The sequence below is a fragment of the Saccharopolyspora oryzae genome (assembly GCF_027853915.1).
Classification (GTDB): domain Bacteria; phylum Actinomycetota; class Actinomycetes; order Mycobacteriales; family Pseudonocardiaceae; genus Saccharopolyspora; species Saccharopolyspora oryzae.
The window spans coordinates 1-15,623 of record NZ_JAQGLA010000064.1 but is presented as its reverse complement, the minus strand read 5'-3'; the positions used below and the strand labels follow the sequence as shown (position 1 = coordinate 15,623).

General features: G+C 69.0%; 14 protein-coding genes and 1 rRNA gene. 11 read left to right on the top strand and 4 right to left on the bottom strand.

Annotated features, from left to right (window positions below; translation table 11 throughout):
• Positions 1-97: 97 nt before the first annotated feature.
• From OU415_RS27960 to OU415_RS27945, 4 genes are all read left to right on the top strand, one after another.
• Positions 98-1,606, top strand: a complete 1,509-nt coding sequence (locus OU415_RS27960) for a PucR family transcriptional regulator (protein ID WP_270952300.1) — start codon at positions 98-100, stop codon at positions 1,604-1,606.
• Positions 1,607-2,003: 397 nt separating this feature from the next.
• Positions 2,004-3,218, top strand: a complete 1,215-nt coding sequence (locus OU415_RS27955) for a type III PLP-dependent enzyme (RefSeq protein WP_270952298.1) — start codon at positions 2,004-2,006, stop codon at positions 3,216-3,218.
• 77 nt (positions 3,219-3,295) lie between these two features.
• Positions 3,296-3,688, top strand: a complete 393-nt coding sequence (speD, locus tag OU415_RS27950) for an adenosylmethionine decarboxylase (RefSeq protein ID WP_270952296.1) — start codon at positions 3,296-3,298, stop codon at positions 3,686-3,688.
• A 364-nt stretch (positions 3,689-4,052) separates the two neighbouring features.
• Positions 4,053-4,925 (top strand): spermine/spermidine synthase domain-containing protein, encoded by an 873-nt coding sequence (locus OU415_RS27945; RefSeq protein ID WP_270952294.1) that lies wholly within the window; start codon positions 4,053-4,055, stop codon positions 4,923-4,925.
• A 53-nt stretch (positions 4,926-4,978) separates the two neighbouring features.
• Here OU415_RS27945 and map read toward each other — a convergent pair whose 3' ends face one another.
• Both map and OU415_RS27935 read right to left on the bottom strand, forming a co-directional pair.
• A complete protein-coding gene (gene map, locus OU415_RS27940; protein ID WP_270952293.1) occupies positions 4,979-5,800 on the bottom strand; it encodes a type I methionyl aminopeptidase in 822 nt (273 codons plus the stop codon).
• 111 nt (positions 5,801-5,911) lie between these two features.
• Positions 5,912-6,982, bottom strand: a complete 1,071-nt coding sequence (locus tag OU415_RS27935) for a hypothetical protein (RefSeq protein WP_270952291.1) — start codon at positions 6,980-6,982, stop codon at positions 5,912-5,914.
• 103 nt (positions 6,983-7,085) lie between these two features.
• Here OU415_RS27935 and rbsK point away from each other — a divergent pair, with 103 nt between their 5' ends.
• Entirely contained in the window at positions 7,086-7,985 is a 900-nt protein-coding gene (gene rbsK / locus OU415_RS27930; protein ID WP_270952290.1) for a ribokinase, read from the top strand.
• 109 nt (positions 7,986-8,094) lie between these two features.
• On the opposite strand, the gene OU415_RS27925 is transcribed toward rbsK, so the two are convergent.
• A complete protein-coding gene (locus OU415_RS27925) occupies positions 8,095-8,439 on the bottom strand; it encodes a histone-like nucleoid-structuring protein Lsr2 (protein ID WP_270952289.1) in 345 nt (114 codons plus the stop codon).
• Positions 8,440-8,802: 363 nt separating this feature from the next.
• Here OU415_RS27925 and OU415_RS27920 point away from each other — a divergent pair, with 363 nt between their 5' ends.
• The 5 genes from OU415_RS27920 (at position 8,803) to OU415_RS27900 (ending at position 14,410) form a co-directional block, all read left to right on the top strand.
• A complete protein-coding gene (locus OU415_RS27920) occupies positions 8,803-9,249 on the top strand; it encodes an Lsr2 family protein (protein WP_270952288.1) in 447 nt (148 codons plus the stop codon).
• A gap of 137 nt (positions 9,250-9,386) precedes the next feature.
• Positions 9,387-11,000 (top strand): ABC transporter substrate-binding protein, encoded by a 1,614-nt coding sequence (locus tag OU415_RS27915; protein ID WP_270952287.1) that lies wholly within the window; start codon positions 9,387-9,389, stop codon positions 10,998-11,000.
• A gap of 1 nt (position 11,001) precedes the next feature.
• The gene (locus OU415_RS27910; RefSeq protein ID WP_270952286.1) at positions 11,002-11,961 is read left to right on the top strand and encodes an ABC transporter permease; all 960 of its coding nucleotides are present in this window, start codon (positions 11,002-11,004) and stop codon (positions 11,959-11,961) included.
• Positions 11,958-12,827, top strand: a complete 870-nt coding sequence (locus tag OU415_RS27905) for an ABC transporter permease (RefSeq protein ID WP_270952285.1) — start codon at positions 11,958-11,960, stop codon at positions 12,825-12,827. Before OU415_RS27910 ends, OU415_RS27905 begins: the two co-directional genes overlap by 4 nt.
• Positions 12,824-14,410: an ABC transporter ATP-binding protein gene (locus tag OU415_RS27900; protein ID WP_270952283.1), complete on the top strand. Its 1,587-nt coding sequence runs from the start codon at positions 12,824-12,826 to the stop codon at positions 14,408-14,410. The genes OU415_RS27905 and OU415_RS27900 overlap by 4 nt, the downstream gene beginning before the upstream one ends.
• Before the next feature lie 8 nt (positions 14,411-14,418).
• Here OU415_RS27900 and OU415_RS27895 read toward each other — a convergent pair whose 3' ends face one another.
• Positions 14,419-14,619, bottom strand: a complete 201-nt coding sequence (locus tag OU415_RS27895) for a hypothetical protein (protein WP_270952281.1) — start codon at positions 14,617-14,619, stop codon at positions 14,419-14,421.
• A 680-nt stretch (positions 14,620-15,299) separates the two neighbouring features.
• Between OU415_RS27895 and OU415_RS27890 the strand changes: the two genes are divergently transcribed.
• Positions 15,300-15,623, top strand: a 16S ribosomal RNA gene (locus OU415_RS27890); the annotation flags it as partial.

Sequence of the window (15,623 nt, the reverse complement as noted above, 5' to 3'; positions counted from 1 at the left end):
AGCCTTCCGGGTGGCGAGCGCGAGTTGTATGTTTCTCCAAATACGTGCTGCCGACCGCTGCCGCCGGGGGCAGCGGGGCCGTGTCAGGGGTGTGCGGGTGCTGCTGGGCGATCTCCTCTCCGATCCGGAGCTCGGGCTGGTGCTGCTGCACGGCGCCGACCAGGTGGACCGGCAGGTCCGGGGCGTCTACATCACCGACCTGATCGACCCGCGCCGCTACCTCGGCGGAGGGGAGCTGGTGCTCAGCGGCCTGATGTGGCACAGCGGACCGGACGATTCCGAGCGGTTCGTGTCCGCGCTGGTCGACGCCGGGGTGGCCGCGCTGGCCGCTGGGACGGCGCGCCTCGGGCACGCCCCGCCGGACCTGGTCGAGGCCTGCCGCAGCCACGACCTGCCGATCGTCGAAGTACCCCTGACGGTCAGCTTCAACACGCTCGCCGACCGCGTCCAACGCCGCTCCGCCCCACGCCGGGAGCTGGTCGCCGCGGTGGCCGCGGGCGCGGACCTGGACCAGGCGCTGCGGATGGCGGCCGACGAGCTGGGCGCGGACTGCTGGGTGCTGTCCGCGGCGGGCTGGGTCGTCGGCGGAACCGCCGAACTGCCCGATGCCGCCCGCTGCGCGGCGCTGCGCGAGTTCGCGACCGGCCGCCTGCCCAACACCGTCCGATCGGACGACGACGTGCACGTGCTGTGGCCGGTGGAGTCCGACGTCGACCCGCGGGCCGCTCGCTGGTTCGTGCTCGCCAGGGGTGCCTTCGACGACTGGGACGCGGAGCGGGTGGCCATCGCCACCGACCTCGGCACCGTGGTGGCCCTGCTGCGCGCGCGGGTCGACGAAGCTCGGAGCATCGCGGGGCGCTCGGTGGAGGCGGCCCTGCGGCGCCTGCTCGACGGGACGTCCAGCCCGGAGGAGGTCGCCGCCCGGCTGGAGACGGCCGGACTGCCGACGGGGGAGCCGTTGCGCGCGGTCGCGCTCGACATCGGCGACCCGGTGGAATCCACGACGCTGCTGCGCGAGATCGCGGCCGCCACCGGCATGGCCTCGGTGACCGCGTCGCTGGGCGGCAGCGCGACCGCGCTGTTCGTCGGCGACGAAGCGCACCTGGTTCAGCTGGACGCCCAGCTCGGCCGGATCGCCGGTGACGTCGAACCGTGCTTGGAGGGGCGGAACCTGGCGGTCGGCGTGAGCGACGTCACCCGGGCCACCGCGCTGCGCGGCACCCTGGAGGAGGCCGGCTACGCGCTGCGCCTCGCTCAGCGCAGGCGTGGCCGGGCGGAGGTGGTCGCGGCGGCGGAGCTGGCGTCGCACGAAGTGCTCCTCGCCTCGACCCCGGACGAGCTGCGCCGCTCCTACCGCGAACGCCTGCTGGCCGACCTGATCGCCTACGACGACGCGCACCACTCGGAGCTGGTCCGCACCCTGCGGACGTTCCTGGATTGCTCGGGATCGTGGTCCCGCTGCGCCAAGCAGCTCCACGTCCACGTGAACACGCTGCGCTACCGGATCCAGCGCGTGGAGGAGATCACCGGACGGGACCTGTCCGAGTTCCCGTCCAGAGTGGACTTCTACCTGGCCCTGGAGCTCGACCACCCCACCTCGACCTGAGCTCGACCGCAGTTTCCATTGAAACTGCGGACTCCGGCCACGGCGGATCACAGTTTCAATTGAAACTGCGGTTTCCCGTGACCGCCGCCACGGACAATTCCTCGCGAATGCGACGTGCCCGGCGGGTGAACACGTCGATTTTGCCGGCGAAACAGCCCGGCGGCGGATCACGTGACGTCGGTGTTCGGACACGCAACGCAACGTCCCGGCCGGCAATTCGTGGGTGTGCTCACACCACGTTCGGCTTTCCGGGGGAACAGGTGGGCACGGTTCGAAATCTCTCCGTGAGCGCGGTACGGTTCTTGGTCGCAGTTGAGCTCCACGGGCACCCGCCCTCGGCGGGCATTCGGCCCGGCGAAAACCCCAACCCCAGCATTCCGAGACGGAGGTACCGGGATTGACCGATCTGTCCGCCACCACCGGTGTGACGGACCGCCCCAGCGGCACCGCGCAGCAGACCGGCGCAACTCCGGATGCGATCCAGCAGTTCCTGGACCGGCAAAGACCTGAAACCCCTTGCCTGGTCGTGGATCTGGCGCAGGTGCGCAACCGTTACCGGCAGTTGCGGACCGCCCTGCCCGACGCTCGCATCTGCTACGCGGTCAAGGCCAATCCCACCCCTGAAGTGGTCGGCGCGCTCGTCGGCCTCGGTTCCTCCTTCGACGTCGCGAGCCCCGGCGAGATCGATCTGTGCCTGGCCAGGGGCGCGGCGCCGGAGTCGATCTCCTACGGCAACACGATCAAGAAGCGCCGCGACATCGCCCGCGCCCACGAGCAGGGCGTCCGGCTGTTCGCCACGGACAGCGCCGCCGACCTGGTCAACATCGCCGAGGTCGCGCCGGGTTCGCAGGTGTTCTGCCGGGTCCTGGTGGACAACACCGGATCCCGGACCCCGTTCGGCCGCAAGTTCGGCTGCCCGCCCGAAACGGCGGTGGAACTGCTGACGCGGGCGAACGAACTCGGTCTGGACGCCTATGGCGTTTCGTTCCACATTGGATCCCAGCAGCTCGAGCCCGACGCCTGGGAGCACGGGATCAGCGCTGCCAGCGAGGTTTTCGCCGCCTGCGCCGAGCGCGGCGTGCAGCTGCGGATGGTGAACCTCGGTGGTGGACTGCCCGCTGCCTACACCGAGTCCGCGCCGCCGCTGGCCGACTACGTGCGCCGCATCGAGCAGTCGCTGGACCAGCACTTCGGCGCCGAGCGCCCGGAGCTGCTGATCGAACCCGGCCGGTTCATCGCCGCCGACGCGGGCGTGCTGCGCAGCGAGGTGGTGCTGGTCACCGACTCCAGCGACGGCGAATCCCGCTGGGTCTACCTGGACATCGGCCGCTACAACGGGCTGGCCGAGACCGAGGGCGAGGCCATCACCTACCGGCTGCGCACCTCCCGCGACGGCGACGAGGTCGGCCCGGTCGTGCTGGCCGGTCCGACTTGCGACGGCGACGACGTGCTGTACCAGCGGACCCGCTACGAGCTGCCGCGCACGCTGCGTGGCGGCGACTGGGTCGACCTGCTCAGCGCAGGTGCCTACACCGCGAGCTACTCCTCCGTGAGCTTCAACGGGTTCACCCCGCTGCCCACGTACTGCGTCGACGGCGATCAGCAGCCGTGATGTCCGGATTCGCCGGCGAGCGGGTCGGGGAAGACGTGAAGCACCAGAAATTCTGCGAAACGATGGGAGGTCGATAGATGTCCGTTGACACCGGAACGCCACCGGTCGGTTTGTTCACCGGCCAGCATGTCCTCGCCGAGCTGGAGGGCGTGGATCCGGAACTGCTGGACGACGAGCAGTTCCTGCGCGAGACCCTGCACAACGCGTTGAGCCAGTCGCACGCCACGGTGTGCCAGATGATCGCCAAGCGGTTCGAGCCGCAGGGCGTCACGGTGCTGGCGCTGCTGTCGGAGTCCCACGCTTCGCTGCACACCTACCCGGAGGACGGCTCGATCTTCATCGACGTCTTCACCTGCGGGCACACCGCGAAGCCGGAGCTGGCGGTCCAACTGCTGGCCGACGCCCTGCGCCCGCAAGCGCAGAACGTCCAGACCATCCAACGCGGCCACGACTACGAAACCCACAGCTGAGCATCCACGACCAGCGGAATCAGCAAGAAGTTGAGCTGGTCAGGACCTGCGGATGAGCAGCGAGGCCCACGCGCGAACCAGCCATCGTCAGGCAAGCGGCGAGCCGCTTCCAGCGGTAAACAGTTACTGCGACGCATGGCCGGCACCGCGCGGCGAGGGTCGCATGCGCCGCCAGGCGCATAGCCCGCCCTCGGCGCTTGCACCGCCGCGGGTTCTCAGACGTCGTCTGGCGAGGACAGCCCGTTTGCCGTGTATTGGCCATACATAAAAACGGGCTCCCGGAGCCCAGACGGCGTCTGAGGTTCCGCTACTCGCACCGCCACGCAAAATGAGCCTGGAATACCCAGAACGAGGAGGAGCACCGTTGATCGAGCTCGACGGGCACCGGTGGATCAAGGAACCCGTGGGCGCCGGCATGGAGCGCCTGTGGAAGGTCGACGAGGTGCTGTGGGAGGGCGACACGCCCTACCAGCACGTCGTGATCGGTCGCACCAGCCAGGGCGTCTCGCTGTTCTGCGACGACGACCGGCAGAGCACCGAGTTCTCCCAGCTGGTCTACCACGAAGCGATGATGGTGCCGGCGTTCCTGCTGGCCGCGCAGGTGGAGCGGGTGCTGATCATCGGCTCCAGCGAGGGCGTGGCCAGCCAGATGTCGGTGGCCGCCGGGGCGACCCGCGTGGACCACGTGGACATCGACGAGCTGTGCGTGCGCAAGTGCGCGGAGCACCTGCCCTACGGCTACACCCCCGAGGACGTGGCCGCCGCCGAGCGGGGTGACGGGCCGATCAAGCTGCACTTCGCCGACGGGTGGGGCTTCCTCGACCAGGCGCCGCCGGAGGGCTACGACATCGTGGTCGTCGACCTGCCGGACGAGCGGGCCGACGACGAGGACGGGCAGCACAACCGGCTGTACGGCATGGAGTTCATCCAGCGCTGCCAGTCGGTGCTGTCGGCGGGTGGTGTGGTCGCGTTCCAGGCGGGTTGCCCGACGGTGTGGCGCAACGAGACGCTGATCCGCGCCTACAACCGGTTCAACTCGACGTTCGAGACGGTGGCCTACTTCGGTTCCGACGAGCACGAGTGGGCGTTCATCTTCGGTCGCGTGGAGCCGATCGACGACCCGACGAACGTGCTGCTCGAGTCGTTCCCGAAGTCGTCCTACCGCCCGCAGACGATCGACGAGGCGACCATCATCGGCGCCACCGTCGCGCCGTACTCGGTCCGCAACCAGGGCTGACACCAACGCAGAAGGGCGCTCCGACCGGTGTGTCGGGGCGCCCTTCCCGCGTCTCAGGAGTCCTCTGTGGACTTGCCGCGCGTGGAAGTCCCTTCCGCCACAACGGGTTCTTCGCGTCGGGTGAGCACCAGCGCCTCGTCCTCCGTGATGGCCACGGTGTGCTCGGAGTGGGCCGTGCGCGAGCCGTCGGCGGAACGGATCGTCCAGCCGTCGGGGTCGAACGCGATCTGGTCGGTGGTGCGGGCGAACCACGGTTCGAGCGCGAGGGTCATGCCCGGTCGCAGCTCGATGCCGCGTCCGGCCTTGCCGCGGTTCGGCACGTGCGGCTCCTCGTGCATGGTGCGGCCGATGCCGTGCCCGCCGAACTCGGTGTTGACCGGGTAGCCGTAGCTGCGGGCCACCTCCCAGATGGCCGCAGAGATGTCGCCCAGCTTGTTGCCCGCGCGGGAGGCCGAGATCGCCGCTTCCAGCGCTTCTTCGGTGGCCCGGACGAGCCGCTGGTCCTCCTGGGCGGGGGTGCCGACGATGACCGTGCGCGCCGAGTCGGCCGACCAGCCGTCGACGCTGACCGCGATGTCGGCGGTGAGCACGTCGCCGTCCTGCAGCACGTAGTCGTGCGGCAGGCCGTGCAGGACCGCGTCGTTGACGGACAGGCAGATGACGTTGCGGAACGGGCCCTTGCCGAAGGACGGCGAGTAGTCCCAGTAGCAGGACTCGGCGCCGCGCTGCCGGATCATGCCGCGCACGTGGTGCTCGAGGTCCATCAGGTTGACGCCCACGTCGGCGAGCCGGCCGACCTCGGTGAGCACGTCGGCCACGAAACGGCCGGTGACGTGCATGCGCTGGACCTCGGTGGGCGTCTTCAGCTCGATCACGGATACCTCGCGTGCGATTGGTGCCGGTATAAGAATACCGCGACACTAGCACCGGGCGGTATAGAAATACCACTCGCCGGCGCAGGGCATCGCTGAACTGCGAAAACAAGCTCAGAGCGAGTCGAGGTAGGGGTGCTGGGCCGGGTTCCCGTCGCGCGGCGAGAACCACTGGTCGAACGCCAGCCCGCGCGAGTGCAGCTCCGCCTCCACCTTCGCGACCTGCGCCGCCGTCTCCGGCTCCACCTCGCCGGCCAGCGGCAGGTCGACCTCGTACAGCTCGTCGTGGTCGAGACCGCCGAACGCCCGCTCGGTGAACACCGCGAACACCGATTCGCTGTCGTCCCAGGTCATCAGCTCAGCGGCCTCCAGGGCCACCCGGGCCTCGTTGATGAACAACCGCAGCGCCAGCTCCTCGGCCACCGAGCGCGGCGGCGTCCACGACGTGCCGGTCAGCCGCTCCGCGACCGGCGTCGAGGCCAGCACGAAAGCGCGGGCGAAGAACGCGTCGTAGCGGTGGTCGTAGCAGGGCGGCAGCTCCTCCAGGACCAGCAGGCCGACCGCGTCGGCGACCGTCGCGTTGTTCACCGCCAGCGCCAGCTCGTCGTAGAAGACCTCGTCGGTGACCACCCGGACCGCGTGGACCAACGCCCCGGCCGCCAGCGCCACGGCCTCGCCCTCGGCGCCGAACGCGTCCGGACCGAAGGCCCGCAGCCGCGGCGCGAGCCCGAGGAACCGGCTCCGCCACTGCTCGACGTCCATGGCCGGCTCAGCCGAGGTCTCCAACGCCTCCTCGACGGCGGCTTCCAGCTCGTCGACCACGTCGGACCCGTCGCTGGCCGCCAGCAGGTTGAACTCGTCCTCGGTGATGCGCACCTCCGAGTGCGCGACCGACCAGCCCGCCAGCACGTCGCTCTCGCTGATCAGCTCGTCGAGCACCGACGCGGCGGCGTCCTCGGCGGCCAGCAGCGACGGCGCGTCGAGCGCCAGCACCACGCTGGCCCCGGCCGGATGCACGGTGATGCGGTAGTCCAGGACGTCGATGTCGGATTCGCCCGGCCCCGAGACCCCCTCGACCAGCGCGAGGTGGCGGTCCAGCACGGCCGCGATCCCCTCCTGCTGCAGCGGGTCGAGCTCCACCACGCCGGTCGGCGGTCCGAGCTCCGCTGTCACCGCATAGTCCACCGCGTCTCGCCCTCTCCTCGCCGGTTGGTCGGCATGGTACGTCGTCGGGGCGGCCCGGACCCGTCAGCCGGTCGGGGGTCCCTCATCAGCCATGATGAACCACGTGACGACGACTGTGGCCGTATTCGGCAGCTGCAACATGGACCTGGTGGCGTACGTGGGCACCGCCCCGAAGCGCGGCGAGACGGTGCTCGGCCGGGAGTTCCACACCGTGCCGGGCGGCAAGGGCGCCAACCAGGCGCTGGCCGCGGCGAAGGCGGGTGCGGCGGTGCACATGATCGGTGCGGTCGGCGAGGACGAGTTCGGCACCGAGATCCGCGAGGTCCTGCGCAAGTCCGATGTGGACGTCGCGGGGCTGCGGACGATGCCGGGGCGCAGCGGCACCGCGCACATCGTGGTGGACGACCAGGCCGGCAACTCGATCATCGTGATCCCGGCCGCCAACGGCACCGTCGACGGCCTGGTGGCGGGCGACGAGGAGATCATCGCCGGATCGCAGATCTTGTTGCTGCAACTGGAGATCCCGTTCTCCGGCGTGGCCGCGGCCGCAGCCGCGGGACGTCGCAACGGGGTGCGCGTGGTGCTCACCCCGGCGCCCGCCGCGGAGCTGTCCGAGGACATCCTGGCGAACGTGGACCTGCTGGTGCCCAACGAGCACGAGGCGGCGATCCTGGCCGGCGACGACGATCCGGAACGGGCGATGGCGAAGCTGCTCGAACTGGTCCCGGAAGTGGTGATCACCCTGGGTTCGCGCGGTTCGCTCTACGGCAACCGCGACGGCGAGCGGGTGGAGGTGCCGAGCTTCCCGGTGGACGCGGTGGACACCACGGCGGCCGGCGACACCTACGTCGGGGTGCTGAGCGCGGCGCTGGGCGAGGGAGCCGACATGCCCGAGGCGATGCGGCTGGCCTCGGCGGGCTCCGCGGTGTCGGTGCAGCGCAACGGCGCCAGCAGTTCGATGCCGACCCGAGCGGAAATCACCGACTTCCTCGCCGGTCGATAAGGCACGCGCCTTCAAATGGTGGAGTCCGGCGCTCGGCACGAGGAGCCGTCGGACGATTCACGGACGGCCGGTTTTGTCCCGACTTCTTACCGGCCGTCCGTGCGGGCGCTCACTGAGCGTTGTCGAAGGCCTCGACGATCTCGGCCGGAATGCGGCCCCGGTCGGAAACCTGCATGCCCTGATTCCGGGCCCATTCGCGAATGGCCTGGTTGCGTTCCCGGTCCGCGGTGCTCGGAGTGCTGGACGCCTTGCCCGGCTTGGCGGCGGTCCGCTTGCGGCCGCCCGTCTTGCGGGCGTTGGCCACGAAAGACGCCAGGGAGTCGCGCAGTTTCGCGGCATTGTCCGCGGACAGGTCAATTGCGTAGCTCACCCCGTCCAAGGCGAACTCGACGGTGGTCTCGGCTTGCGTGCCGTCGACATCGTCGACGAGCTGAACGGTGACTTTCTGCGCCACGGTAACCCTCGATTCCGGCTCGATTCCCCTCCTTCTCCGCACCGCAGGTGCGGAGAAGAGCGAGCGAACAATAAACTACCGCGCGAAGAATGTTCCACCCGCCGCCGGAGTCTTTCCGGATGTGCGATGCATTACTTTCCCGGATTGGCCCCGGATCGGTTACGGTGCGTTCGGCGTTCGTCGCGCAACCCGCACGATCGCAACACCGACCCGCCTGGCGGTTATCGGCAGATGGGGCCGCTGTTCTATGGTTGAGTACGAGACAACTGAGATGCCACGTGCTACAACGTGGGCGGGACTCCGAAGTGGTCCTGCCTGCAAGTCACGCGGATCGAGGCGGGCACGTTCCCGAGACAGGTGATCATGGCCGAGCGGATTCAGGTCGAACTCGTCGACGACATCGACGGGTCCCCAGCCAACCACACCGTTACCTTCGCGTTGGATGGTGTGACGTACGAAATCGACCTGAACGACGAGCACGCGCAGGAGTTGCGCGCGATCATCACGCGGTACATCGAGGCGGCCCGCAAGCCGAAGCCGGCACCCGCGCGCACCGCTCGTCAGCAGGAGCGCGAGGAGGAGCAGACCCGGCGCGCCAACAAGCAGCTGACCGAGCAGATCCGCGGCGCCGCCCAGCGCACCCGCGAGGCCCTCAACAAGAAGGCCGTCGAGCAGCCCGAGCAGCCGGAGCCCGAGGTCGTCGAATCCGAGCCGCGCTTCGACCCGGCCCCGCCGGAGCAGGTGGAGGCGAAGGAACCGGCCCAGGCCCCCTCGGTCTCGCTGCCGCTGTTCTCCTCCGCCGTCGACTGATCGCGCCCGCGCGGCGGTTCGGCGAACCGCCGCCGCACCGATGGCTTTCGGTGCCGGAATGATCACGGACTGTGGACACGGCACCGACGGACTAATACGGTTTCCGCGTTTTGCCCCTCTTGCCGGCGGGAGGCGCGGTGACGACGCGGTTCGGACGTTGTGCCCCGGTGGTCCTGCTGGCCTTGGCGGTGAGCGCGACCGGGTGCAGTCCGCTGGTCGACGTCGAGCAGACCGCCGGTCAGCTGCGATCTTCGGTGCAGGCGCCCACGGTGCGCGGCGGCGAAGCCGTCATCGCGCTGGACCAGGAGCCGGACAAGCTGGACCCGACGCTGGCCACCACGCTGGCCGGCCGGCAGGTCTTCAGCAGCATGTGCGAGAAGCTCTACGACGTCGACCCGGCCGGTCGGGCCGTTCCGCAGCTCGCCGCTGAACTCCCGCGCAGCTCCCCGGACGGCCGCGAGCTGACCATCCCGCTGCGCCCCGGCGTGCTGTTCAACGACGGCACCGAGTTCGACGCGGCAGCGGTGAAGAAAAGCCTGGACCGGCACCGCGAACTGCCGTCCTCGGGGCGCCGCTCCGAGCTCACCGCGATCGACTCCGTCGAGGTCGTCGACCCGGCCACCGTGCGGCTGAAGCTCAAGCGGCCCTCCGCCCCGCTGCCCACCGTCCTCGCCGACCGCGCGGGCATGATCATGTCCCCGGCGAAGCTGGACGAGCTCGGCGAGAACTTCTCCGACGACCCGGTCTGCGTCGGCCCGTTCCGCTTCGTCGAACGCGTCGCCCAGGACCGGATCGTGTTGCAGCGCAGCGAGTTCTACTACGACCGCGACCGGGTGCGGCTGGACCGGCTGATCTACAAGGCGGTCTCCGACGACAACATCCGCATCGCCAACCTGCGCTCCGGCGAGTTCGACGTGGTCTGGGAGGTCGGCCCGCCGGACGTGCCGATCGTGTCCCGCGAGGACGACCTGGTGCTGCTCAACCAGCCGTCGATCCAGTACATGGGCATCACCGTCAACATCGGCAACGTCGACGGCAAACCCGGCCACGTCGACGGACCGCTGGCCGACGACCCGCGAGTGCGCGAAGCGCTGTCGCTGTCCATCGACCGCAACACGCTCAACCGCATCGCCTTCAACGGCCTCTACCAACCGGCGTGCGGCCCCATCCCGCCGACCAGCGAATTCGCCACTCCCGCAACGCAGGCCTGCCCACCGCACGACGTGAACCGCGCCCGCCGGCTGCTCGCCGAAGCGGGCGTGCAGACCCCGCTGCGCGTCGAGCTGCTGCTGCAGAACGACTCCACCACCAGCCGCGTCGGCCAGGTCATCCAGGCCATGGCCGCCGAAGCCGGTTTCGACGTGGTGCTGCGGCCCAGCGAATCCACCAGCGCCATCTCCGCGGGCAAGAAGGGCCGCTTCCAGACCTTCCTGATCGGCTGGTCCGGCCGCCCCGACCCGGACGGCAACATCACCGTCATGCACCAGGCGGGAGCCGCGCAGAACTACAGCGGCTACTCGACGCCGGAGACCGACGCGCTGATCGAGCAGGCCGCCGCCGAGCGGAACACCGACCGCCGCCGCCAGCTCTACGAGCAGGTCGTCCAGCAGCTGCAGCAGCGCAACAACGTCATCTACCTCTACCGCCAGCAGTACTACACCGCGCACACCAAAGGCATGGCCGGTGTCGAGGTCTACCCCGACGGGATCATGCGGCTGAAGACCGCGGGTCGCGTCGAGTCCGGGAGTTGAGATGCTGCGCAGCTACGCGCTCAACCGCGTCCTGCAGTCCCTGGTGACGCTGGTGCTCGTTTCCCTCGTCGTGTTCGCGGGCCTGCGCGCGCTCCCGGGCGACCCGGCCGTCGCGCTGGCCGGAGCCGAAGCCGACGACGCCGCGATCGAGCAGATCCGCCAGTCCTACCTGCTCGACGAACCGATCTACGTGCAGTACGCGACCTGGATCGGCCGCGCGCTGCAGGGCGACTTCGGCGACTCGGCGCAAACCGGACTGCCGATCGGCGAAACCATCCTCAGCCGACTGCCGGTCACCCTCGAACTGGCGCTGCTGAGCATGCTTTTCGCCGCGCTGATCGGTCTGACCACCGGAGTGCTCGCGGCGGTCCGCCGCGGGGGACCGCTGGACTGGCTGGGCAACGGGGTGTCGCTGTTCGGCCTGTCCATCCCGAACTTCTGGCTCGGCCTGATGTGCGTGCTCGTCTTCGCCGTCGGCCTCGGCGTGCTGCCCGCCTCGGGGTTCGTCCCGTTCACCGAGTCACCGCTGGGCAACCTGGAACGGCTGATCATGCCGGCGTTCGTGCTGGGCAGCGGCCTGGCCGCGGTGCTGATGCGGCAGATGCGATCGTCCATGTTGGACGCCCTGAACTCCGACTACGTGCGCACCGCACGCGCGAAGGGAGCGGGGGAGCGGCGCGTCGTCGCCATCCACGGCCTGCGCAACAGCCTGATCACCGTGCTGACCATCCTCGGCCTGCAGCTGGGCACGCTGATCTCCGGCGCGGTGGTCACCGAGCAGATCTTCGTGCTGCCGGGCTTCGGCAAATTGATGGTCGATGCCGTGTTCACCCGCGACTACCCGGTCGTCCAGGCCGCGGTGCTGGTCAGCGCGGTCGGCTACATCGCGGTGAACCTGCTGGTCGACCTGCTCTATTCGGTGGTGGATCCGCGAATCAGGGTCCGTGGAGGTGCGGCATGACCCAGCCGGTCGCAGACCTGCCCCGCGTGAGCGGATCCCGCCGCGTGCTGAGCCGCCTCCTGCGGCACCGCACCGGTGTCGTCGGCCTCGTCCTGTCGGTGCTGTTCGTGCTGGTCGCGCTGGCCGCGCCGCTGATCGCACCGGCCGACCCGGCCGCGGTGAACTTCGACCACGTCCTGCAGCAGCCGTCGCTGGCCGCGCCGCTGGGCAGCGACGAGCTCGGCCGCGACCAGCTCGCCCGCGTCTTCTACGGCATCCGCGCGTCGATCGTGGTGGGCGTGCTGTCGGTGCTGCTCGCGGTCGTGGTGGCGGTGCCGCTGGGCCTGGTCGCCGGGTACTTCCGCGGCATCGTCGACTCCGTCGTCTCCCGCATCACCGACACCCTGCTGGCCTTCCCGTTCCTGGTCCTGGCCGTCGGGCTCGCCGCGGTGCTCGGCGCGTCGATGCTGAACGCGGCCATCGCGATCGGCCTGTCCCAGGTGCCGAACCTGATCAGGGTGGTGCGCGGCGAAACCCTGCGGTTGGCGGGCGAGGACTACGTGACCGCCAGCGTCGCGGCCGGCGCTCGCGGCACCACGGCGATGTTCCGGCACATCCTGCCGAACTCGGTCAACGCGCTGCTCGTGCAGATCACCGTGGCGATCCCGCAGGCCATCATCGGCGAAGCGCTGCTGTCCTTCCTGGGCCTCGGCGTCCAACCGCCCACCCCGTCGCTGGGCGTGATGCTCTCGTCCGCGCAGACCTACTTCGCGCAGGCCCCGTGGCTGGTGGTCTTCCCCGGCATCGCGGTCGTGCTCGCCACCCTCGGCTTCAACCTGCTCGGCGACGGCCTGCGGGACGCCCTGGACCCGAAGGGGAACCGATGAGCGACGTCCTTTCCTTCACCGACCTCCGGGTGCGCTTCCGCACCGAGGACGGCACGACCGACGCGGTGCGCGGCGTCAGCTTCGGCATCGCGCCCGGTGAGGTCCTGGCCGTGGTCGGCGAATCGGGCTCGGGCAAGAGCGTGACCGCGATGTCCGCGCTCGGCCTGCTCCCGCGCACCGCCGAGATCACCGGCCGCATCGAGCTCGACGGTGTCGAGCTGGGCGAGCAGGACCTGCGCCGAGCCCGCGGCAAGGACATCGCGATGATCTTCCAGGAGCCGATGACCTCGCTGAACCCGGTGTTCACCATCGGTTGGCAGCTCGTCGAAGCCATCCGCCTGCACAGCGATCCCGACGTGAACGCCCGCGAGCGCGCGGTGGAACTGCTCGACCTGGTCGGCATCCCGGAACCGTCGCGGCGTCTGAAGCACTACCCGCACCAGCTCTCCGGCGGGCAGCGGCAGCGCGTGATGATCGCGATGGCGCTGGCCTGCGAACCGAAGGTGCTGATCGCCGACGAACCGACCACCGCCCTGGACGTGACCGTGCAGGCCGAGATCCTGGCCCTGCTCCGAGACCTGCGCGAACGCTTGGGCACGACGATCCTGCTGATCACCCACGACATGGGCGTCGTCGCCGACCTCGCGGACCGGGTGGTCGTGATGTACCGGGGCGAGGTGGTCGAGCAGGCCGCAGTCGACGACCTCTTCCGCGCGCCCCAGCACGAGTACACCGGAGCACTGCTCGCCGCGGTGCCCAAGCTCGAGGTGGGGGAGTCGCAGGAGCCCGCACCCGCCGATCCGGTGCTCGCCGTCGAAGACCTGGTGGTCAGCTACGGCGACCAGCGAGCGGTGGACGGCGTCTCCCTGCACATCGACCGCGGCGAGGTCCTGGCCCTGGTCGGCGAGTCCGGCTCCGGGAAGTCGACCGTGGGGAAGTGCGCGGCCCGCCTGCTGACCCCGACCGAAGGTCGCGTCGTGCTCAACGGCCAGGACATCAGCACCCTGTCCGCCCGCCGCCTGCGCCCGCTCCGCCGGAACATCGGCATCGTCTTCCAAGACCCGGGCTCGTCCCTGGATCCGCGGATGACCATCGCCGCGAGCATTGCCGAACCACTCCGCCTGCATCGCGCCGCGAGAGGCCGGGAACTCGACAAACGCGTCGACGAACTCCTGGACGCGGTCGAACTCGGGGCTTCCAAGCGCCAGCGCTATCCGCACGAACTCTCCGGAGGACAGCGGCAGCGCGTGAGCATCGCCCGAGCGCTGGCCCTCGAACCGGAACTCCTGATCGCCGACGAACCGACCAGCGCCCTCGACGTATCAGTGCAGGACGCGGTGCTGGAGCTGTTCCAGTCCCTGCAGGCCAGGCTGAACTTCAGCTGCCTGTTCATCAGCCACGACCTGGCGGTGGTCAACCTGCTCGCGCGCCGCGTGGCGGTGATGCACCGGGGAAAGGTCGTGGAACGAGGAGACCGGGCACGAGTGCTGGGGGCCCCGCAGCACGAGTACACCCGCCGACTCCTGGCGGCGGCCCCGGTCCCGGACCCGGTCCGACAGCGCGAACGCCGCCTGGCCGGCTGACGCCGAGCTCAGTCCTCGGCCCGGTGACGACGGGAACGAGCGCGCTGAGCGGGACCCGTGCGCGCAGCCTTCTTCGACTCGGCCTTGGGGCGCTCGACGCGTTCGGTCAGCGCAGCCGCGAACTCCGGCGGGGAACTAGGACCCCAGTTGCGGTCCTCCGGGTCCACCAGAGTCTTCTGCAGCTCGGTGTAGATCGGCGTCGAGTCCACTGCGTACCCCCGTTCTGACGATCGCCTGGCAGGCTACCTGCGCGAACGAGGGGAATCGCGGCAAAGAAGCAGGACCACACGAACGTGGACATCGACCCCGGTCCGCGCCGATCCGGCCGACGAGTCCGGAAAACCGCCCTTGACCAGCGATGATGACCTTTGAGGGGGGTGGTGTTCAGGGGGTGTTTCGGGGTGTGTAAAGTTATCCAGGTCAGCGCGACACGGGCCGGGAAAACCGGACCGGGCCTGGCGCGGGGTCAAAACCCGGTCTCCACAATCGAGTGGTAGCCTGGTGTGGCTTCGGAAATGAAGACTTTGAAAATGCGATTCGCTTCGCGGTTGATAACTTCAGAGCTGGTTCGGTATCCGGGTGATAACGAAACGGGATCGGGACAACGGAAGTTGACCCCCCTGATTCACCGGGAAAACGGGCCTGCTAGAGTTACCGGCACAAGAAAGCGAACAGAGGAAATGCTCCCCGGAGCTTCACGGCCTGGAATTGGTTGTGGGTGATGGTGTGGGTGTGTTCTTTGAGAACTCAACAGCGGACTGTTTTGGTTAGTGTTCTTTTATGCCCCCGACCATGACCTGTGTGTTGTGGTTGGTGGTTTCTTTGAGTATGACGCTCCAAACCCTGTGGGGTTTGTGTGAGTGTCTGCTGGGATTGTTTCAACAAAGCATTGTTGGAGAGTTTGATCCTGGCTCAGGACGAACGCTGGCGGCGTGCTTAACACATGCAAGTCGAACGCTGAAGCACCTTCGGGTGTGGATGAGTGGCGAACGGGTGAGTAACACGTGGGCAATCTGCCCTGCACTCTGGGATAAGCCTTGGAAACGGGGTCTAATACCGGATACGACATCGGACCGCATGGTTTGGTGTGGAAAGTTCCGGCGGTGCAGGATGAGCCCGCGGCCTATCAGCTTGTTGGTGGGGTAATGGCCTACCAAGGCGACGACGGGTAGCCGGCCTGAGAGGGTGACCGGCCACACTGGGACTGAGACAC